At 70.8% G+C, this 20482-nt stretch carries 20 protein-coding genes; 15 read left to right on the top strand and 5 right to left on the bottom strand.

The window, feature by feature from the left end:
• Positions 1 to 189 precede the first annotated feature (189 nt).
• Positions 190 to 1587 carry an NAD(P)/FAD-dependent oxidoreductase gene (locus tag OG622_RS36175; RefSeq protein WP_371580835.1) on the top strand — a complete coding sequence of 466 codons (1398 nt, stop codon included), beginning with the start codon at positions 190 to 192 and terminating at the stop codon, positions 1585 to 1587.
• A 63-nt stretch (positions 1588 to 1650) separates the two neighbouring features.
• On the opposite strand, the gene OG622_RS36170 is transcribed toward OG622_RS36175, so the two are convergent.
• Positions 1651 to 3090, bottom strand: a complete 1440-nt coding sequence (locus OG622_RS36170; protein ID WP_371580834.1) for a regulator — start codon at positions 3088 to 3090, stop codon at positions 1651 to 1653.
• Between the two features lie 446 nt (positions 3091 to 3536).
• On the opposite strand from OG622_RS36170, the gene lipB reads away from it, so the two are divergent.
• The 4 genes from lipB (at position 3537) to OG622_RS36150 (ending at position 6971) form a co-directional block, all read left to right on the top strand.
• On the top strand, positions 3537 to 4328 hold the full coding sequence (lipB, locus tag OG622_RS36165) for a lipoyl(octanoyl) transferase LipB (RefSeq protein WP_371580833.1): 792 nt from the start codon (positions 3537 to 3539) through the stop codon (positions 4326 to 4328).
• A 333-nt stretch (positions 4329 to 4661) separates the two neighbouring features.
• A complete protein-coding gene (gene lipA, locus OG622_RS36160) occupies positions 4662 to 5627 on the top strand; it encodes a lipoyl synthase (RefSeq protein WP_371580832.1) in 966 nt (321 codons plus the stop codon).
• Positions 5628 to 5908: 281 nt separating this feature from the next.
• Entirely contained in the window at positions 5909 to 6112 is a 204-nt protein-coding gene (locus OG622_RS36155) for a hypothetical protein (protein WP_371580831.1), read from the top strand.
• 157 nt (positions 6113 to 6269) lie between these two features.
• Complete coding sequence (locus tag OG622_RS36150) at positions 6270 to 6971, top strand: DUF4191 domain-containing protein (protein ID WP_371580830.1); 702 nt, start codon at positions 6270 to 6272, stop codon at positions 6969 to 6971.
• A gap of 74 nt (positions 6972 to 7045) precedes the next feature.
• Here the strand turns inward: OG622_RS36150 and OG622_RS36145 are convergent, their stop codons facing one another.
• Positions 7046 to 7513, bottom strand: a complete 468-nt coding sequence (locus tag OG622_RS36145; protein ID WP_371580829.1) for an RDD family protein — start codon at positions 7511 to 7513, stop codon at positions 7046 to 7048.
• Between the two features lie 198 nt (positions 7514 to 7711).
• On the opposite strand from OG622_RS36145, the gene glnA reads away from it, so the two are divergent.
• Both glnA and OG622_RS36135 read left to right on the top strand, forming a co-directional pair.
• Positions 7712 to 9121, top strand: a complete 1410-nt coding sequence (glnA, locus tag OG622_RS36140) for a type I glutamate--ammonia ligase (protein ID WP_371580828.1) — start codon at positions 7712 to 7714, stop codon at positions 9119 to 9121.
• A 146-nt stretch (positions 9122 to 9267) separates the two neighbouring features.
• Entirely contained in the window at positions 9268 to 9525 is a 258-nt protein-coding gene (locus OG622_RS36135; protein ID WP_371580827.1) for a hypothetical protein, read from the top strand.
• A 254-nt stretch (positions 9526 to 9779) separates the two neighbouring features.
• Here OG622_RS36135 and OG622_RS36130 read toward each other — a convergent pair whose 3' ends face one another.
• On the bottom strand, positions 9780 to 10073 hold the full coding sequence (locus tag OG622_RS36130; RefSeq protein WP_371580826.1) for a hypothetical protein: 294 nt from the start codon (positions 10071 to 10073) through the stop codon (positions 9780 to 9782).
• Between the two features lie 174 nt (positions 10074 to 10247).
• On the opposite strand from OG622_RS36130, the gene OG622_RS36125 reads away from it, so the two are divergent.
• Both OG622_RS36125 and OG622_RS36120 read left to right on the top strand, forming a co-directional pair.
• Positions 10248 to 11195, top strand: coding sequence for a phosphotransferase family protein (locus tag OG622_RS36125; RefSeq protein WP_371580825.1), 948 nt, complete (start codon positions 10248 to 10250; stop codon positions 11193 to 11195).
• Between the two features lie 374 nt (positions 11196 to 11569).
• Positions 11570 to 12751, top strand: a complete 1182-nt coding sequence (locus tag OG622_RS36120; RefSeq protein WP_371580824.1) for a winged helix DNA-binding domain-containing protein — start codon at positions 11570 to 11572, stop codon at positions 12749 to 12751.
• 419 nt (positions 12752 to 13170) lie between these two features.
• Here the strand turns inward: OG622_RS36120 and OG622_RS36115 are convergent, their stop codons facing one another.
• Both OG622_RS36115 and OG622_RS36110 read right to left on the bottom strand, forming a co-directional pair.
• Positions 13171 to 13818, bottom strand: a complete 648-nt coding sequence (locus tag OG622_RS36115) for a DUF4360 domain-containing protein (protein ID WP_371580823.1) — start codon at positions 13816 to 13818, stop codon at positions 13171 to 13173.
• A gap of 262 nt (positions 13819 to 14080) precedes the next feature.
• On the bottom strand, positions 14081 to 14395 hold the full coding sequence (locus OG622_RS36110; protein ID WP_371580822.1) for a hypothetical protein: 315 nt from the start codon (positions 14393 to 14395) through the stop codon (positions 14081 to 14083).
• A 176-nt stretch (positions 14396 to 14571) separates the two neighbouring features.
• On the opposite strand from OG622_RS36110, the gene OG622_RS36105 reads away from it, so the two are divergent.
• The 6 genes from OG622_RS36105 to OG622_RS36080 all read left to right on the top strand — a co-directional run bounded on the left by OG622_RS36105 (position 14572) and on the right by OG622_RS36080 (position 20324).
• Positions 14572 to 14931, top strand: coding sequence for an arsenate reductase family protein (locus OG622_RS36105; RefSeq protein WP_371580821.1), 360 nt, complete (start codon positions 14572 to 14574; stop codon positions 14929 to 14931).
• Positions 14932 to 15090: 159 nt separating this feature from the next.
• Positions 15091 to 15789 (top strand): hypothetical protein, encoded by a 699-nt coding sequence (locus tag OG622_RS36100; RefSeq protein WP_371580820.1) that lies wholly within the window; start codon positions 15091 to 15093, stop codon positions 15787 to 15789.
• Positions 15790 to 16106: 317 nt separating this feature from the next.
• Positions 16107 to 17135, top strand: a complete 1029-nt coding sequence (gene glnII, locus OG622_RS36095; protein ID WP_371580819.1) for a glutamine synthetase — start codon at positions 16107 to 16109, stop codon at positions 17133 to 17135.
• A 106-nt stretch (positions 17136 to 17241) separates the two neighbouring features.
• Positions 17242 to 18207: a hypothetical protein gene (locus tag OG622_RS36090; RefSeq protein ID WP_371580818.1), complete on the top strand. Its 966-nt coding sequence runs from the start codon at positions 17242 to 17244 to the stop codon at positions 18205 to 18207.
• 332 nt (positions 18208 to 18539) lie between these two features.
• Complete coding sequence (locus tag OG622_RS36085) at positions 18540 to 19169, top strand: winged helix-turn-helix domain-containing protein (protein WP_371580817.1); 630 nt, start codon at positions 18540 to 18542, stop codon at positions 19167 to 19169.
• A 132-nt stretch (positions 19170 to 19301) separates the two neighbouring features.
• On the top strand, positions 19302 to 20324 hold the full coding sequence (locus OG622_RS36080; protein ID WP_371580816.1) for an NAD-dependent epimerase/dehydratase family protein: 1023 nt from the start codon (positions 19302 to 19304) through the stop codon (positions 20322 to 20324).
• Positions 20325 to 20482 lie beyond the last annotated feature (158 nt).

Here is a 20482-nt window from a genome sequence, read left to right as displayed (position 1 = left end):
GCAGCCGCCCGACAACCGCGGTCCCCCGAACGCCCGGCGCACACGCACCCCGCCCATGCCCCCGTGCGAGGTCACACGCTCCTTCCCCCGAACCGGCCCCCACCTTCACTCTCGTGCCGAACTCAGGTATTTCAGAAGGGTGTTGGGGGCATCACGTTTCCAGCAGCCGCGCGACCTCGGGAGGGGCACGTGCTTGAGTCGGTGCACCAGTCGGCGTTCCCGGCGGACACGGAGGACGTGGACGTCATCGTCATAGGAGCCGGCGTGGCCGGCCTCGCTGCGGCCGGACATCTGACCAGGGCGGGGCTGAGGACCATCGTCCTTGAGGCCGCCCCCGCCGTCGGCGGCCGTATGTCCACCGAGAAGATCGACGGCTTCCGCCTCGACCGGACGACGCAGTTGCTCTCCACGTCGTACCCGGAACTGCGCCGCACGCCGGGCCTGGGCACCCTGCCCCTGCGTCCGTTCGCCCCCGGCGTCCTGCTGCACGCCGACGGCCGTCATCAGCGCGCCGGCGCCACCCCTGTCCTGCGAAGCGCGAGGGGCGCACTCACGGCCGCGCGCGCCCTCGCAAGCGCCCCCAGGCTCCCCCGGAACCAGGGCCGCCCCCAGGCCCGTTCCGGGGGCATCCGGCCCGGCCGGCTGGGCGCGCCCGCCGACCAGTCCCGGCTGGCCATGGCCCTGGCCCGGCTCGCCGCGACCGCGCCCGAGCGGCTCCTGACCCGGGTCGAGGCCCCGGTGGCCCAGGCGCTGGCGACCCGGGGTTTCCCGCCCCGGACGATCGACGGATTCGTCCGCCCCCTGCTGGCCGCGCTGCTCGCCGACCCGGCGCTGCGCACTTCGAGCCGCTGTGCCGACCTGGCCCTGCACACCTTCGCGACGGGCCGGCTGTGCATCCCGGAGGGCGGCGCCGACACGCTTCCGGAGCTGCTCGCGGCGGCGCTGCCGCCGGGCTCGGTCCATACCGGAGTCCAGGTCACCGCGATCAGCACGACCTCGGTGACGACCGCGCACCACGGTGAACTCACCTGCCGTGCGGTGGTGCTGGCCACGGACGCCCGGTCGGCCGCCGAACTGCTCCCGGGGCTACGGGTTCCGGGGTTCCACCCGGTGACGGTGCTGCACCACGCCACGGACGAGCCCCCGTTGACCGAACCGGCGCTGCTCCTCGACGCCGACCGCAGCGGGCCCGTCTCGCACACGGCGGTCATCAGCCAGGTCGACCCGAGCCGGGCACCGGCGGGCCGCGCCCTGATCACCTCGACGGTCCTCGGCACTCCCCCGGACCCCGCGCACCTCGACGCCACGGTCCGCGCCCAACTGGCCCGTCTCTACCGCACGTCCACGACCCGCTGGGAACTCCTCGCCGCATACCACGTCCCCGAGGCCGTCCCCGCGATGCCCGCGCCGCACGACCTGCGCCGTCCGGTACGCCTCCTGGCGGGCCTCTACGTCTGCGGCGACCATCGCGACACCAGCACCGTCCAGGGCGCCCTGCATTCCGCCCGCCGAGCCGCCCACGCCGTCCTGACCGACCTGGACGCCCGCCCGACGTACCTGGAGGAGCCGCTGGAGACGGCCGCCTGAGACTTGTGGGCAACGCTAGGGCGCCCGGCATGCGACCGGGCGCCCCCGACGCGGATCGCACGCCTACCCCAGCGCCGCCACCTTGTCCCGGTATCCCCTCACCGGTGCCGCGTCGCGGTACGGCTCCAGACGGCGTTCGAAGTCGCGGACGTACTCCACGGCTCGTACGGACCGCATCTCGGCGGCCTGCCCGGCGGCTTCCGCGCCCAACTGGCAGGCCTGGTCGAGTTCGCCGAGGCCGAGGCGGGCGGAGGCGAGCACGACGCGGCTGAAGAGGCGGCTGCGGGCGTAGGCGGGGGCCCGCAACTGCAGGGAGCGTTCGGCGTGCTGGGCCGCGGCCCGGTACTGCTGGAGGTCGCGGTGGCTGTGGCCGAACTCGTCGGCGAGCTGGGCCTCGTCGAAGAACCGCGCCCAGTACGGGACCTCGTCCCCGGGGCGGGCCGTCTCCAGGGCGCGCTCGGCCCGTACCAGCGCGGCCGTGGAGGCCCGCACCTCGCCGAGCACCGCGTGCCCCCGCGCCTCGACGGAGTGCAGCAGCGACTGCACCACCGGCGGCACGGCCGACCCGACACCCTGCTGGGCGACGCGCGCGAGCTGCACGGCCTCCCGGCCGTGGCCCAGGTACACCGCCTGACGGCTCATGGTGACGAGCACGTACGCCCCGTACGCCCGGTCCCCCGCCGCCTGCGCCAGCCTCAACGCCTGCACGAAGTACCGCTGGGCGAGCCCGTGCGCGCCGATGTCGTACGAGGTCCAGCCCGCCAGCCGGGTGAGGTCGGCGGCGGCCGCGAACAGCCGTCGGCCGATCTGCTCGCCATAGGCGCCGCGCAGCATGGGTTCGGCCTCGTGTTCCAGGTAGCGCACGAGGGCCTGGCGGGCGTGGCCGCCGCCGTACGCGTCGTCGAGGGCGCGGAACAGCTCCCCCACCGAGCGGAGGGCGGCGATGTCCCCGCCGGTGACCCTTTGGCCGGGGCCGCGCTCGGTCTGGCTGCGCTGCCGGGGGACGACCGGGCGGCCCTGCGGGGGAACCCGGGTCGCGCCCGGATCACCCCGGCCCACGCGGTCGTCGGCGCGGCCGATCAGCCAGTCGCGGCTGGGCACGACCAGCCCGGCCGGGGTGAACGCGATCTTGCGGAGCTCGGCATGGCTGCCGGAGTCCTTGCGCCACAGCCCGCCGACGATGTCGATGGCCTCCTCGGGGGTCGCGGCGAACTCCAGGCCCGCGTAGACGGGGGCGCAGGCGTCCAGTCCGAGGTCCTGGGCGGTGAGCCGGCGGCCGAGGCGTCGGGTGAACACCTCGGCGATGAGTGCGGGTGTCGTCCCCCGGGGCTGCTGACCACGCAGCCAGCGGGTGACCGAGGTCTTGTCGTATCTGAGGTCGAGGCCGTGTTCGAGACCGAGCTGGTCCACACGGCGCGCTAGTCCCGCGTTCGAGAACCCCGCTTCTGCGATGAGGGCGGCGAGCTGGCGGTTGGGGGTGCGCTGCGCGGGTCGTTCCGTCATCTGCGGTGCGGTCTCCTGCCTTCCGGGTGTTGGCGGGGTTTCCCGGATTGCCTGGTGAGAAGCCTTTTGCGGCCTTGTGAACGGCGCGAATGTAGCGGAGAGTAAACGCCTCATCGCACACTTCCGCACCCATTCATCCGATCGTGTGAGGATTCGCCGCACGGCTGACGTGGCCGACCTCCGACACGCGCCGGCGGGGCCCCTCGTACGCCCGGCGGCCACGGCATACGCCGGACGCCCGCCGCCGACTCCGCGCCCGGTACGACGGAGGCCGCGCGCCGGGGCGGACGGCGAAGCCGGGGTGCCGCCGGGGTGCCGGCGGAGGCCGCTCGAACAGTGCCCGGTCGTACGGTCGTACAGTGGCTTGGGCGCGCCACGCGCCTGACAGAGCCATCAGGGCTATCGCGGTGCCTCCCTCGGCGGTACCGCCGAGGGAGGCACTTGCCGTGAGTGGGTTGCGGTTCGTTCGCATGGGGTTCGACACGGAGGCCGTCGAGTACCAGGAGGCGTGGGACGAGCAGCGCCGGGTGCACGCGGCACGCTTCGCCGACGAGATCGCCGACACCGTGCTGCTCCTGGAGCACCCGCCGGTCTACACGGCCGGCCGGCGCACGGCCGACAACGAGCGCCCCCTCGACGGCACCCCCGTCATCGACGTCGACCGCGGCGGCAAGATCACCTGGCACGGTCCGGGCCAGCTGGTGGGCTACCCGATCCAGAAGCTCCCACGCCCGGTGGACGTGGTGGCCCATGTACGGCGGCTCGAAGAGGCCCTGATCCGTACGTGCGCGGAGTTCGGGGTGGAAACCACCCGGGTCGAGGGCCGCAGCGGCGTGTGGGTGCTCGGCGATCCGGTCGAACGGCGGCTCGGCGGGCTCTCGCTGGACCTGGACCCCCGGATGACCGACGACGAGTTCGATCCGCGGATGAACGGGCCGGAGTACGCGCCCTCCAACGCCGGGCAGCGCCGCGAGGACCGCAAGATCGCGGCGATCGGCATCCGGGTCGCCAAGGGCGTCACCATGCACGGATTCGCGCTCAACGTGAACCCCGACAACAAGTGGTTCGACCGCATCATCCCCTGCGGGATCCGCGACGCGGGCGTCGCGTCCCTGGCGGGCGAACTGGGCCGGGACGTCACCATCGCCGAGGTGCTGCCGGTGGCCGAGCGGCATCTGCGGGACGTACTGGAGAGCGCGGAGCTGAAGCCGCGCGAGGTGGAACGGGCGTCGGCGTAGTCCGCGTCCGGGCGCGGCTTCCGGGCGCGGCTTCCGGGGACGCGTTCTTCGGGTGCGGGTCCGGTGGGGCTTCTCGCGCAGTTCCCCGCGCCCCTGAAAAGCAGGGGCTGCGCCCCGTGCTTTTCAGGCCCGCAGGGCCTGCGTCTTTTTTGGGGCGCGGGGAACTGCGCGAGAAGCCCCCACCCGCCCGCACCCGAAGAACCCACCCCTCGGGGTCGCGGCGGGGGCGAAAGGGAATGCGTCCCACAACCGCAAGGTTGCCCACCCCGGGAACCGAGAACCGTACGGGCGTACCCTGGTGGACGCCGAAGAATCGAAGCACAGGGAGCCGATGTGTCCGCAGTCGCACCCGACGGACGCAAGATGCTGCGCCTGGAGGTCCGGAACAGCCAGACCCCCATCGAGCGCAAGCCCGAGTGGATCAAGACCCGGGCGAAAATGGGTCCCGAGTACACGAAGATGCAGAGCCTCGTGAAGAGCGAGGGCCTGCACACGGTCTGCCAGGAGGCAGGCTGCCCCAACATCTACGAGTGCTGGGAGGACCGTGAGGCGACGTTCCTCATCGGTGGTGACCAGTGCACCCGGCGCTGCGACTTCTGCCAGATCGACACCGGCAAGCCCGAGGCGCTCGACCGCGACGAGCCCCGCCGCGTCGGCGAGTCCGTCGTCACCATGGACCTGAACTACGCCACCATCACCGGCGTCGCCCGTGACGACCTCCCCGACGGCGGCGCCTGGCTGTACGCCGAGACGGTCCGGCAGATCCACGAGCAGACGGCTCGGCGCGAGGACGGCCGGACCAAGGTCGAGCTGCTGGCGCCCGACTTCAACGCCGTACCGGAGCTCCTGGAGGAGGTCTTCGCCTCCCGCCCCGAGGTCTTCGCGCACAACGTCGAGACGGTCCCCCGGATCTTCAAGCGCATCCGCCCCGGCTTCCGCTACGAGCGCTCCCTGAAGGTCATCACCGAGGCCCGTGACTACGGTCTGGTCACGAAATCGAACCTGATCCTCGGCATGGGCGAGACCCGCGAAGAGGTCAGCGAGGCGCTGAAGCAGCTGCACGACGCCGGCTGCGAGCTGGTGACCATCACCCAGTACCTGCGTCCGAGCGTCCGCCACCACCCCGTGGAACGCTGGGTCAAGCCGCAGGAGTTCGTCGAGCTGAAGCAGGAGGCCGACGAGATCGGCTTCTCCGGCGTGATGTCCGGCCCGCTGGTCCGCTCCTCGTACCGCGCCGGACGCCTGTACCAGATGGCCATCGAGAAGCGCGGATCCTACATCGCCTCGCAGGCCGTCTGACCCCTTCGCCGACCACTCCGCCAAATGGCACGGAGTGCCATCAGGTCGTGTGAATCCCAGCACAAGTAGCTACTCGCCAGTAATGGCCGATTGGCCGCGGTCCTGACAGTCCTCGCAGATGAGGGCACTGTCAGGGCCGCGTCGGGGTTTAAGGGCTCCACACCGAGGCTTCACTGTCGTTTGACCGGTCGGTCATGCCCTGGTAACACCAATCAGTGACCCTGGTTTCACACCCGGTACAGGGTCCTAGCCAGAGCAGCCATCCCGAGGGGGGACCTCCCATGCAGGCCGCACCCGTTCGCGCCACCCCGATCCCGTCGTTCAGCGATGCACTCCGTGCCGTCGAGTCGCTGCTCATGAGCAGCGGTCAGCGCACCGCCCGTCGCAACGCCTGGACCTCCGTCCTGGAGGACCGCCGCCGCGCCAAGGACCGTGTCGAGGTCGAGCGCGTCCTCGAAGCGGCCGTCGCCGCGCGCACCTCGTAACCCCCGGCTCCTCCCCGCACCACCCCGTCTCCGCACGACGGCCGCTCCAGGCCGGCACCGCCGCCGCCCGGCGCCGCTTCCCCAGCGCAGCCCCGGTCTCCGGTCCCCACCGGCACCGCCGTCGTCCTCGCTTCCCCGGACACGTAGACTTCGTGGCATGGCGAGGAAGGAACCCGCAGCGGACGCTGCGAACCCCGGGCGACTCAAGCAGATCGCTCTGACGTACAAGATGACCCGCAAGGCCGACAAGAAGATCGGTCTTGTACTCGCGGCTGTCGGAATCTTCACCTTCGGTGTCTTCCTTGCGATCGGTTTCTTGATCGGTCACCCCATCTATCTCGGCGTTCTGGGCCTCCTGCTCGCCTTCCTCGCGACGGCGATCGTCTTCGGACGGCGGGCTGAGCGGGCCGCGTTCGGGCAGATGGAGGGCCAGCCGGGTGCGGCGGCCGCGGTGCTGGACAACGTGGGCCGTGGCTGGACCACGACACCCGCGGTGGCGATGAACCGCAGCCAGGACGTGGTGCACCGGGCCGTGGGCAAGGCCGGCATCGTCCTGGTCGCCGAGGGCAACCCCAACCGGGTCAAGAGCCTGCTGGCCGCCGAGAAGCGGAAGATGGCCCGCATCGTGGCGGACGTCCCGGTGCACGACCTGGTCGTGGGCACCGGCGAGGACCGGACCGAGCTGAAGAAGCTCCGCACGACCATGCTCAAGCTGCCGCGCGTCCTGTCCGGCCCCCAGGTGACCGCCACCAACGACCGGCTGCGCGCCATGGGCGACCTGATGAGCAACATGCCCCTCCCCAAGGGCCCGATGCCCAAGGGCATGCGCATGCCCAAGGGCGGCCCGAAGTCCCGCTGACGACCCTGTACGACGATGGGGGCGCCCGGAGTGATCCGGGCGCCCCCATTGTCGTACCAGCCGTCGTACCGGCGTCAGATCCGCACCTCCACCGTGCGCGCCAGCCGGTCGTGCAGGCCCCGGCCGTCGCGGTCCCAGACCAGGGCGGGGATGGCGAGGCACAGCAGGGCCGTGCGGAGGAGGGCGCGCCAGGGGTTCACGGTGCCGGTGTCCTGGGCGACGACGCGGAGGCCGAAGAGGCGCTTGCCCGGGGTGAAGCCGACCGTGCCCAGGGTGAGGGCGTGCAGCAGGAAGAGGATGAGCAGGGCCCAGTTGCTGGCGGCCTGGTCGTAGCCGTCGGTGATCAGGCCGTATGCGATCAAGAGGCAGAGGCCCCAGTCGACGGCGAGGGCGCCGAGACGGCGGCCGGGGCGGGCGATGGAGCCGGGCCCCTCCTCCGGGAGACCGAGCTGCTCTCCCCTGTATCCGAAGTCGACTCCGGCGTCCTCCGCCGCCGCGCGGGGGCCGGAGAGCCACGATCCGAGTGCTTGCCTCTTGTCCACCCGCCCACCGTACTGCGACCGTTTTGCCATGTGGACAGGTGGGGTGCGGGGCGGGATGTCCGGTTAACTTGTGCGAAACAAATGGGTCACGTACGAGAAATCACCCGTCCCTAGTGTCGACGACAGCGTGTGCCACCGCACTGGCAGCACGAACGAACTACCACCCCGGCAGGTGACGTCGGGAGTAGGAGGAGCTGGATGTTCCAGAACGCCGACGAGGCCAAGAAGTTCATCGCGGACGAGGACGTCAAGTTCGTCGACGTCCGCTTCTGCGATCTGCCGGGTGTGATGCAGCACTTCACGCTGCCGGCGACGGCCTTCGACCCGGACGAGGAACTGGCCTTCGACGGCTCCTCGATCCGCGGCTTCCAGGCCATCCACGAGTCCGACATGGCGCTCCGCGCCGACCTGTCCACCGCGCGTGTCGACCCGTTCCGCAAGGACAAGACGGTCAACATCAACTTCTTCATCCACGACCCGATCACGGGCGAGCAGTACTCCCGTGACCCGCGGAACGTGGCGAAGAAGGCCGAGGCGTACCTGGCGTCGACCGGTATCGCGGACACCGCGTACTTCGGTCCCGAGGCCGAGTTCTACGTCTTCGACAGCGTGCGCTTCGCGACCGGCGCGAACGAGTCCTTCTACCACATCGACTCCGAGGCCGGCGCCTGGAACACCGGTGCGGTCGAGGACAACCGTGGTTACAAGGTCCGCTACAAGGGCGGTTACTTCCCGACCCCGCCGGTCGACCACTTCGCCGACCTGCGTGCCGAGATCTCCCTGGAGCTGGCCGCCTCCGGCCTCCAGGTCGAGCGTCAGCACCACGAGGTGGGCACCGCCGGCCAGGCCGAGATCAACTACAAGTTCAACACGCTGCTCGCCGCGGCCGACGACCTCCAGCTCTTCAAGTACATCGTGAAGAACGTGGCCTGGCGCAACGGCAAGACCGCGACCTTCATGCCGAAGCCGATCTTCGGTGACAACGGCTCGGGCATGCACGTCCACCAGTCGCTGTGGACCGGCGGTTCCCCGTTGTTCTACGACGAGGCCGGTTACGCGGGTCTGTCCGACATGGCCCGCTACTACATCGGCGGCATCCTCAAGCACGCGCCGTCGCTGCTCGCCTTCACCAACCCGACGGTGAACTCGTACCACCGTCTGGTCCCGGGCTTCGAGGCGCCGATCAACCTGGTGTACTCGCAGCGCAACCGCTCCGCGGCCATGCGTATCCCGATCACGGGCTCCAACCCGAAGGCCAAGCGCGTCGAGTTCCGCGCGCCCGACTCCTCCGGCAACCCTTACCTCGCCTTCTCCGCGCTGCTGCTGGCGGGCCTGGACGGCATCAAGAACAAGATCGAGCCGGCCGAGCCGATCGACAAGGACCTGTACGAGCTCGCTCCCGAGGAGCACGCGAGCGTGGCGCAGGTCCCGACCTCCCTCCCGGCGGTCCTCGACTCCCTCGAGCGCGACCACGAGTTCCTCCTCCAGGGCGACGTGTTCACGCCGGACCTGATTGAGACGTGGATCGACTTCAAGCGCACGAACGAGATCGCGCCGATCCAGCTGCGTCCGCACCCGCACGAGTTCGAGCTGTACTTCGACGTGTGATCGAGCCCGCGAGCCCGCGCTTCACGCGTGAGGTTCCGATCGGCCGCTGAGTCGTTCGACGGCGCCCCCGCCCCCGTTTCTCGGGACGGGGGCGCCGTCGTATGGTTCTGGCACGGCTGTTCGAGAGAGAACGGGGAGACACGGGGATGCCCGAACAGGACGACGACGAGCGCGAGTTCGACATCAGGTGGGCGGACAACGCCGAGCACAAGGAGCCCTCCGCCCGGGCCCGGATGCTCGCCGCGCGTTGGAAGGAGAACCCGCCCGCACCTCAGCCCTTCCGCGCCGCCCCCGGCCGGGCCGGACCGCGCCGGTCCTCGTGGGTGTCGACGGTGATCGTCTTCGGATGCATGGCGGGACTCATCGCGCTGATCGGCTACCTCAACTATCGGTCGACGTACTGAGCCCTGCCCCGCCTGGGACCGATCGCGGATGACTGCGTGCGGATGCCCGGCCGCACCACCGTGGACGGTTCCTCCGAAGGGTGCCGCCGGGCGCGTACGCGTCTGGTGGACGGGGCAGCGGCGCGGTGCCGCCCGGCTGCGGATCGAACCCGGGCCGAGTCGGTGGTTCCCGGATCGGGGGTGCCCCGCGGCTGTGAACCGCCCCGGGGCACCCTGCCTGCTCGCTCGTCGGCTCGTCGCTCCGGTTTCCTTCGCTACTTGACGCCCTTGTCGCGGGCCTGCCGACGGGTCTCGGAAGGCCGTTCGCGGCGGTAGCGGCGCTCCCACTTCGCCTGCTGGTCACGGCGATCGCGGTAGGCGCGGTAGGAGGCGGGTGCCGGGCCGCCGCTCGCCGGAGGTCCGGACGAGGACGCCGTCGACGAGCCTCCCCCCGTGCGGCCGTAGCGGACGTACAGGTAGAGCAGGGCGACCGCGGCCAGCCAGAGGACTTGGTTGGAGAAACCCATGACGACCAGAACCGCGGTCGCCGAAAGGATCAAGGTGCCCATGACGGGACTCCTCGGAACGTGGCGTGGGTGATGACTGTGCGTGGAAGAGTAGCCCCGGGGCCGGAAAGTGATGCCCGTTCTGCGTGAGCCCTGTGTCCGGGACTCCACCGCACATGTCCAGGATGCTCGGGTGACGGGAGCGGGGGCATCCCATTTATCGGAGATGCTGGCCCCATGGAACTCGACGATCAGGAGTGGGCGGCGACCCGTACCTGGGTGGACAAGCAACTCCCGGAAGGCCGCACCGTACGGAACTGGACGGATCTGCGCGGCGGTTGGACCTCGCGGATGCGCCGGCTGACCCTCGACGACGGGACGGGGCTCGTCCTGCGGTCGTTCGTGAAACCGTTCTTCCGACTGCATGCTCCGGGGCTGCTGAACCGTGAGGCCGCGATACTCACGCTGCTCGCGCCGTACGACGACATCCCCGTGCCACGCCTGTACGCCGTCGACCCGACCGCCGAACTCACCGGTCATCCCTCGCTGTTGATGTCCCTACTGCCGGGGTCGGTGCGGGTCGAGGAGGACGCGGACCTGGAGGCGCGGCTGGATCTGCTCGCCGGGCAGCTCGCGCGGATCCACGCGGTCGTACCGGAGGAACGGCCTCGCACGTACCAGGCCTGGACCTCGCCCGAGCGGGTCACCACGCCCGGCGGGCCGTTGTGGGAGCGGGCCGTGGACGTGATCCGACGGGAGGCACCGGCGTACGAAGGGTGCTTCCTGCACCGGGACTTCCATCCGGGGAACGTCCTGTTCACGGGCACGGACGGCGGCACGGGCGGAGGTGGGGACCTGCGGATCAGCGGGGTCGTGGACTGGGTGGAGACCTCGTGGGGGCCGGCGGATCTTGATGTGGCCCACTGCTCGACCGCGTTGGCGTTGTTGTACGGGGCGGAGTACGGGGTCGGGTTCCGTGAACGGTATGAGGCACGGGGTGGGCGTCGACTGGCCCAGGATCAGGACCACTTGTACTGGCGGCTGCTGGACGCGCTCGCCTACGCGCCCGACGCGGAGAAGTTCGGGGCGCCCTGGCAGGAACTGGGGCGGACGGATCTGACGCCGGAGACGCTGGGGGCGCGGCTGGAGGCTTATGTGGGCGCGCTGTTGGAGCGGTACGCGTAGCAGGGCGGGACGAGGGGCGGGACGACGGACCCGGTGGTGGCGGCGAAGGCGAGCGGTTCACACGTCCGCTGTCGCCGTCACCACGCCCGCCGCGACCGCTGCGACCGCCGCGACCGCCGCGCCGAGGGCGGCGTGGTTTCCCTGACGGTCTGTTCGGCGTAGCGGAGGGTGAAGCCGGAGCGAGGGCGTGGTCGAGGTGTCCTTGGGCCGAAACTTGGAGGGCTTCGGGTCGTGGGGCTCCGAGGCTTGAGGGCCTTGGGGCTTGGGGGCCTGGGCTTCCGGGGGCCGAAAAGACTCCCCGACTACGGGGCTACGGGGCTACGGGGCCACAGGGTTTTGCGAACGGACGCGGCGCATGAGTGGAGGCGGGCGGCATGGGTGACGGGCGGCGGTATGTCGGGGTGGCCGAGCGGCGGGCGCGGTTGGGGTTGCGGCAGCGATTGGCCGGATCTGTGCGGGTGGCGGGCCCGGAGGAGGTGGCCGATGCGCTGGTCGCGCTGCACGGCTCCGATCCCGCGACGGTGCATCTCGCGGTGGGCGCACGGCTCGCCGATCCGGGGCGGACCGTGGCAGATACCGAGCGGGCGCTGTACACGGACCGCACGCTCGTCCGCATGCACGGCATGCGGCACACCGTGTTCGTGTTTCCCACGGAGCTGACCGCCGTGGTGCACGCCTCGACCGGCATCACGGTCGCCGCGAAGGAGCGGGCCGCGTTGCTGAAGGCCATGGCGGCGGCCGGGGCCCCGGACGCGGCCTGGCTGAAGGAGGTCGAGGAGTCGGCGCTGGCCGCGCTGGCCCGGCGCGGCCAGGCGACCGCGTCCGAACTCGCCGAGGACGAACCGAGGTTGCGGCAGCGGTTCGTGTACGCGGCCGGGAAGAGCTACGAAGGGACGCACTCCGTCTCGACACGGCTGCTGAAGGTGCTGGGGGTGGAGGGCAGAGTCGTCCGGGGACGGCCGCTCGGCTCCTGGACGTCGAGCCAGTTCCGCTGGGCCCTGGCCCCCGCGCACCCCGAGTTGGACGTGGCCGAGGCGCAGGCGTCCCTGCTGGGCCGGTGGCTGGCGGCCTGCGGCCCGGCGACCGAGGCGGACCTGAAGTGGTGGACGGGGTGGCGTGTCACCGAGGTCCGCCGGGCGCTGGCGGCGATCGGGGCGCGGGCCGTGACGCTGGACGAGGGCACGGGGTTCGTGACCGCCGACGACGAGGCACCGGTCGCCGGCCCCTCCGAGCCCTGGGCCGCTCTCCTTCCCGCCCTCGACCCGACAGCCATGGGCTGGCAGCAACGCGACTGGTATCTCGCCCCCGAACTCCGGCCCGCCCTCTTCGACTACAGCGGCAATGTGGGCCCGACGGTGTGGTGGAACGGCCGGGTGATCGGCGGGTGGGCCCAGCGGGCCGACGGGGAGATCGTCTGGCGGTTGCTGGACACGGGAGGGGTGGGGCGGGAGGCCGAGGAGGCGATCCGTGTGGAGGCGGTGCGGCTTCGGGAGTGGGTGGGTTCCACGAGAGTCACGCCGCGTTTCCGGACGCCGTTGGAGAGGGAGTTGGCGTGATTTTCGCGGAAGAGCGGCGGGGATCCGTTGTGTGGCGTGCGCGGGTGGTTCGTGGTTGCTCACGCAGTTCCCCGCGCCCCTGAAAAGCAGGGGCTGCGCCCCGTGCTTTTCGACCCGCCGGCCGAGCCGTCGCTTCCAGCCCCGCAGAGCCGTCGTCTTTCAGTCCCCCGCAGAGCCGTCGTCTTTCAGCCCCGCAGGGCCATCGCCTTCCGAGGCCCCGCAGAGCCCGCTCTTTCAGGCGCCAACCCTGGTCTTTCAGGCCCGCCCGCCCTGGTCTTTCAGGGACGCGGGGAACTGCGCGGCCGGCCCCCACCGGCGCGCGGACGCACAACCCGCCGAGGGGGCCTGGGGGCGCAGCCCCCGGTGGGGTCGGTACAAGCGCCGGGTGCCCGAGAACCACGGGGCACCCGGCAACCGGCTCACCCGGTGGGGCACTCCTTCCACGCCAAGTGATAGATCGTGCTGATGTCACCGTCCGTCGAGTCCATGGTCATGAAGCTCGTGGTGCTGGCCGGCGACGACCCCCGGTTGACCCGCAGCTCGGTGTTGATGTTGAAGTTGCGCTCGACTCCACAGGGCGCCCACACCAGTTGGGCCCAGTCGGTCTCGTCCGTGGTCTGCCAGTTGTCCTCGTAGGGACCGTTGAACGCGTGGGTTCTGGAGGCCGTGTCCGGGGAGCCCTGGAAGTAGTACGAGGCCTTCTCCGTGCCGCTCGCGCCGCGCTGCAGCGAGGCGAAGCCTCGGTAGTCGACGCTGGCGATGGCGTAGGTGAAGCCGCCTGGCACATGGACGATCAGGTTGAGCTGGCAGTTCTTGCGGAACGCGGTGGACGGGGCGCCGCCGCCGACCTGTGCGAGGTAGTCGCTGTAGGTCACCGTGAACGCGGTGTTGTCCGGTGAGACGGCGACCGCGGCCGTGCCCTGGGGACAGCCGGAGCCGTTCACCGTGGCGACCTTGATGACGATCTTGTCCGGGGGCGGGTCCTCGAAGGGGGACTCGGCCTGCGCGGGAAGCGCACTGGCGAACAGGGCGGCTACGGCGCCGCCCAGGAGGAGACCACGAACCATGGGGGGTTCTCCGATCAGAGTCATGCACATGTCAATAGGCATGCACGTGGACCCCGCAGTCTGTGAAGCAGCCGTGAAGACCGAGGGGCGACCGCATCGTATGGACCCCGGGCGGGCAGGGCTAGAGCGATCTCCGGCCAACCCTGGCGGCCGGAGATCGCCCTCCCCTCCCCCACTCCCCCCAACACGCCGGTGCCGCCCACCCCCCGCGGAGTGGACGGCACCGGAAAATCCGTCGGCCGGCGTCAGCGGCCGTGCCGCATCAGCGGCTGTAACGCATCAGCGCCCGCACCATGTGGCACGTGGTGTCCGACGGCGGGTGCACACCGATGACCTCCGCCGTGCTCCGGATCGTCTCGTTGCGTGCCTGGTTCGGCACATGGACCCCGGAGTCGAGCAGGGCGATCGCGAGGCGCATGGCCTTCAGACGCCGGTTGTGGGTGACGTACCAATCACGCGGACGGCCCGGCGGCAGCGTGTGCTTCACCACCGGCGCGTAGGGCAGGTCGAGCAGGACGGGATGCTGGACGGTGGACTGGGTGGGCAACGGCTTCGACTTCAGTGCGGCAGCGGGCACGGACATCCTCCTGTCGCGGTCTGGGCATCGACGGAATCCCCCGTCGACAACCCTCGAACACTGCTTCTATTTTACTACTCCCCACTGACAATCGCCCCTGGCCAGAAGGCTCCTGAGGGGTCCTGTGACAGAGGTGGAACACGGGTTTTCGCGCCCGGTTGGCTACGGTGGGCGGCATGGAGATCTGGATCAATCCGGCCTGTTCCAAGTGCCGCAGCGCCCTCAGCCTGCTCGACGCCGAGGGCGCCGACTACACCGTCCGCCGCTACCTGGAGGACGTCCCGAGCGAGGACGAGATCCGCGCCGTACTGGACCGGCTCGGGCTCGAACCGTGGGACATCACCCGCACCCAGGAGGCCGCCGCCAAGGACCTGGGCCTCAAGGAGTGGGCGCGGGACGCCGATGCGCGCGACCGGTGGATCAAGGCGCTCGCCGAGCACCCGAAGCTCATCCAGCGGCCGATCATCACCGCACAGGACGGCACGGCGGTGGTGGCCCGCACGGACGAGGCGGTGCGGGACGCTCTGTCCAGGTAGCGGGTGGTTCGGACGGTCGTGCCCCAAGCTTCGTATGACGTGGGTTGCTTGAGAGTTCGCTGTGACCGTTGAGCAGCTTCGTTCGACATCTCGTACGTAGCGGCGTACTCGTCCGATCCGGTGGCCGATCCGAAGGCACGCCGGGAACAGGAGGCGCGCATGTCGCGTAGGAGAACGCTCAGCACGAAGAAGAAGGTCGCATTGTTCGTGACCGCGGCGGCGGTGGCGGGAGGCGGGGCCTTCGCCATGGCGGCCACGTCGAACGCGGCGCAGTCCGCTGCGGAGTCCAGCGTCTGTCAGGGGCTGGCCACCGCGCTCGGCAACAACGAGCGGTTCATCGCGGACCAGAGGGCGAGGCCCGACGCCCAGTCGGCGGCCCGGATCGCCAACCGCGAGGCGGTCATCGCCCAGATCGAGGTCCAGCAGGGCGCGTCGGACTGCGTGGTCGGGGAGTCGGCTCAGGACTCCCAGGCCGCACAGTCCGCACAGCCGTCCGCGCCGGCCACGGAGACCGGGGGGTCGGCTCAGGACCCCCAGGGCGACGAGGCCGCGGGGAACGCGGGTGCCGGAAACGCGGGCGGCGCCGGGGACACGGGGAACGCAGGGGCCGGTGAGCAGGTCTGCGACGGCTCCACCGTCACCCTCTCCGGCGAGGACGGCGCCCCTGCCGCGTCCAGCAACGAGTTCCCGGCCGGTACGAAGCTGCGGGTGACCAACCTGGACAACAACAAGTCCACGACCGTCGAGGTCACCTCGGTCTCCGGCAGTTGTGTCCTGCTGAACGACTCCGCCTTCGAGCAGGTCCGGGAACCCGGCAAGTTCCTGATCCGCCGCGCGCTGATCGAGAAGGTGGGGTGACGCCGGCCTGGACGGCGGCGCGTCAAGGTACGAAGCGGGCCTGCTCGTAACGGTGAGGTGACGAGCAGACGACCGTCGTCCAGGGAGGCCGGCCACCGCGCGGAGCGGTGGCCGGCCTCATGTCGCCGTCCGACCAGCGCGTCCACCAGGACGTGAGTCGCGCCACAGCGACCCCAGGTAACACGGGGTTCACATTCGAGCAACGACCGGGAAATCGCGCGTTGACAGGCTGCCCGGCATCAGCGCGGCGTTTCAGTGCCGCAGCGCCGCAGCACCCGCACATGCGCCTAGTGACACACCCCCGAAGGATGAGGCCCGTGACCTTCAAGGCTGAGTACATCTGGATCGACGGCACCGAGCCGACGGCCAAGCTCCGTTCCAAGACGAAGATCCTGGCCGACGACGCCAAGGGTGCCGAACTTGCGATCTGGGGCTTCGACGGGTCCTCCACCAACCAGGCCGAGGGGCACTCCTCGGACCGCGTGCTCCAGCCGGTCTTCTCCTGCCCGGACCCGATCCGCGGCGGCGACGACATCCTCGTGCTCTGCGAGGTCCTCAACATCGACATGACGCCGCACGAGTCCAACACCCGTGCGGCGCTGCGCGAGGTCGCCGAGAAGTTCGCCGGCCAAGAGCCGATCTTCGGCATCGAGCAGGAGTACACCTTCTTCCAGGACGGCTCCCCGCTCGGCTTCCCCAAGGGCGGCTTCCCGGCCCCCCAGGGCGGCTACTACTGCGGCGTCGGCGCCGACGAGATCTTCGGCCGTGACATCGTCGAGGCCCACCTGGAGAACTGCCTGGAGGCCGGTCTCGCCATCTCCGGCATCAACGCCGAGGTCATGCCCGGCCAGTGGGAGTTCCAGGTCGGCCCGGTCTCCCCGCTGGAGGTCTCCGACCACCTGTGGGTGGCCCGCTGGCTGCTCTACCGCACCGCCGAGGACTACGACGTCGCCGCCACCCTCGACCCCAAGCCGGCCAAGGGTGACTGGAACGGCGCGGGCGCACACACCAACTTCTCCACGAAGGCGATGCGCGAGGGCTACGACGCGATCATCACCGCGTGCGAGTCGCTGGGCGAGGGCTCGAAGCCGCTCGACCACGTCAAGCACTACGGCGCCGGCATCGACGACCGCCTGACCGGTCTGCACGAGACCGCCCCGTGGAACGAGTACTCCTACGGTGTCTCCAACCGTGGCGCCTCGGTCCGTATCCCGTGGCAGGTCGAGAAGGACGGCAAGGGCTACATCGAGGACCGTCGCCCGAACGCCAACGTCGACCCGTACGTCGTGACGCGGCTGATCGTCGACACCTGCTGCACCGCGCTCGACAAGGCCGGCCAGGTCTGATCCGTACGGGCCTTTCCGGGCCTGTCGGTCCGAGTTCCCGAGAGGGCGTCCACCGATCCGGTGGGCGCCCTCCGGCGTTGTCGGTGGGGCGTGCCATGGTGGAGGCATGAAGATCCACGGGGGCGACGGCCCGAGCGACACGAGCGAACTCGCCATCAAGGTCGAGACGGAGAACTGGGAGAAGCACGCCCGGATCCCGGCCGAGCGGCTGCGCGAGCTGGTGTGCCGGATCGGGGACAAGGGCGACCGTTTCCTGGTCGTGCAGCGGATACCGGACGTCCCGGACGTCTTCATCCAGGTCTGGCACGAACAGACCGACGACGGCACCGGCGGCGAGTACCAACTGGAGCACCGGGAGGACCGCGACCGGTTCTTCGGGGCGGTCCTCACCGACCCGGAGCGGGTCGCCGAGGCCATGACGGGCTGGGCGCGGCGGACGCCGGGCTGGGAGACCGGGATCGACTGGACTCCGCTGGACCACGACGCCCCCGAGGAGGTGCCGGAACTCCCGGACGACGTACGGGAGCACGTCGAGGAGCGGGTGCGGGAGCTGCTGCGCTGCGGTTACGACAACCGTGCGCGGCTGAGCGAGGCCGCCGAGGAGGATCTGGTCGACGGCGACACGCGGCCCGTCTCCCGCGCGCAGGCCCGGCAGCTCGTCGACCGGCTCTGGGTGGAGCGGCTCGCCGAGCAGGAGACCTGGGACGGGGTCACCGACCCCGAGCGGATCACCCGCGCCTTCGAGACACTCGGGGCGGCGCACGGCATCACCGCCCGGGAGAACTTCACCTGCTGCCGCAACTGCGGCACCACCGAGATAGGCGCCGAAGGCGCGCCGGACGCCCGGGGTTTCGTGTTCTTCCACTCGCAGTGCACGGAGAGCGCCGCCGCCGGGTCCGGACTGATGCTGCTGTACGGCGGGTTCGACGACGACGCCGAGACCACGACGGCGGTCGGGCAGCAGGTCGTCGCGGCGCTCGCGATGGAGGGACTGTCCACGCAGTGGGACGGTGATCCCACCAAGGCCATCACCGTCACCCCGCTGGACTGGCGGAAACGCCTGGTCGGATGAGGTCACGACACGCCCCTGTCATGTCAAAGAAGCGTCCAAGCAGTGAGAGGAGGCTCCTGCAGCGGGCGTGTGTCTGCTTCAATGGAGCCATGGCCAGCTTCCAGAACCGACGCGCGACGGGTCGTCACGACCTCGAGCCCTTCTGGCCTTCCCGTCAGCACCACGACTTCGACCGGGTGTGTTGCCGCGCGATGAACGCGCCGGCCCTCTAAAGCCGTACACCCCGGCCTTCGGTCGGCGCGGAACGACGTACGTCCCTCGGCGGGGCCGATCACGAACTCGGCCGCCGAGGTCTCCCGGACGAACCTCTCGCGCGAAAGAGCTGACCTCTCATGGCGAACACCCGTTCTTTGTCGACCGCCACCCCGCTGACCTCCGCGTCGGGCCCGGCCCCCGTCGCCGTCCCCTCAACCAGCGTCTCCCCCCGGCACCGGCTGCGTGCCGTGGGCCGGGACGAGGTCGTGGACATCACGGACTTCCTGCCGCCGGGCGCGACGTGGCTGCCCGCTCCCCAGCACACCCTGCCCACGCTGCCGGGCCGACCGCCGATGGTCGGCTACCTGGTGCTGATGCCGGCCGACCAGCAGCCGTCGGTGCTGCCGTTCGCGGTCGCGGACGAGAGGCCCGCCGACCACGTCGGCCCCGGTGCCGGTTCCGTCGAGGTCGGGGACGAGCTGGTCCGCGTCGACACCGTGCAGCGCACGGCACAGGTCGGGGGGCGGCCGCTCGACCTCACCTATCTGGAGTTCGAACTCCTCGCCCATCTCGTCGCCCATCCGAACCGGGTGCACACCCGCGACCAGTTGGTCACCACGGTGTGGGGCTACGGGCATGTGGGCGACGGGCGGACGGTCGACGTCCACATCGCCCGGCTGCGCCGCAAGTTGGGCGCGGAGTTCCGCCAGGCGATCCAGACGGTACGGCGGGTCGGGTACAAGTACACGCCCCCGCTGAGCCGTTGACGGCAGGTCCGCTCACTCCGGCCCGGCAGATCCTCCGAAGCCGGAGCTTCTCAGGCCGGAGCTTCTCAGGCCGGATCTCCTGAGAGCAGATTTCCGTTCCGTACCGGCCGCCCGGCGGGCAGAGTCGGCGGTATGAGACTTCTGATGCTGGGTGGTACGGAGTTCGTGGGCCGCGCCGTCGTGGAGTCGGCGCTGGCCCGTGGCTGGGAGGTGACCGTCTTCCACCGGGGGCGGCACGCACCTCCGGCCGGGGTGCGGTCGCTGCTGGGCGACCGCACCGCACCGGACGGGCTCGCGGCGCTCGTCGACGCCTCCACCGCCGGCTCCGCTTCCGGCGGGGGCGGGTGGGACGTCGTCGTCGACACCTGGTCGGCGGCGCCGCGAGCCGTTCGGGACACCGCGCGGCTGCTGTCCGGCGTGGCCGAACGGTATGTGTACGTGTCGAGTTGCTCGGTGTACGCCTGGCCCCCGGCCGCCGGATACGACGAGCGGGCACCCCTGGTGGACGGTGCGTCGGCCGAGGCCGACGGGACGGACTACGCCCGCGACAAGCGGGGCGGGGAGCTCGCCGCGGTCGAGGCGTTCGGCGCCGACCGCTCGCTCCTCGTGCGCAGCGGGCTGATCCTCGGACCGTACGAGAACATCGGCCGGCTGCCCTGGTGGCTCACCCGTGTCGCCCGGGGCGGACCGGTCCTGGCGCCGGGCCCCCGGGACCTCCCCCTCCAGTACGTCGACGTCCGCGATCTCGCCGCCTGGATTCTCGGCGCCGCGGACCAGAGGCTGAGCGGCGCCTACAACCTGATCAGCCCCACGGGCACGACCACCATGAGCGAACTGCTCGACGCTTGTGTGCGGGTGACCGGCGGGGCCGCCGAACTCCGCTGGACCGCGCCGGAGCCGATCCTCGACGCCGGGATCGAGCCGTGGACGCAGCTGCCGGTATGGGTGCCCGAGGGGAGCGACCTGCACGACGCGCTGCACAGGGCGGACGTGTCACGGGCCGTACGGGACGGGCTGCGCTGCCGGGGCGTGGAGGAGACCGTACGGGACACCTGGGAGTGGCTGACGGGGCTCGGCGGGGTCGCGCCGCGACGACCGGACCGCCCGGCGGTGGGACTGGACGCGTCGGTGGAGGCGAAGGTGCTGGGCGCCTAGCAGACAAATCGGCATGCGGGCGGCGGTTCTCGCGTATCTTGGCCAGGGCCGCCGAAACACCCCTTCACGGACCCCACCAGGGGCCGCCACCGCGCACACGCCGTAGGGGGGTGGCAACTCCTGGTGTCTGCCGGGGCGTTGAAACCAGTTTGTCCCAC

This window comes from Streptomyces sp. NBC_01314 (assembly GCF_041435215.1).
Classification (GTDB): Bacteria; Actinomycetota; Actinomycetes; order Streptomycetales; family Streptomycetaceae; genus Streptomyces.
This window is presented reverse-complemented; position numbering and strand designations above follow the sequence as displayed.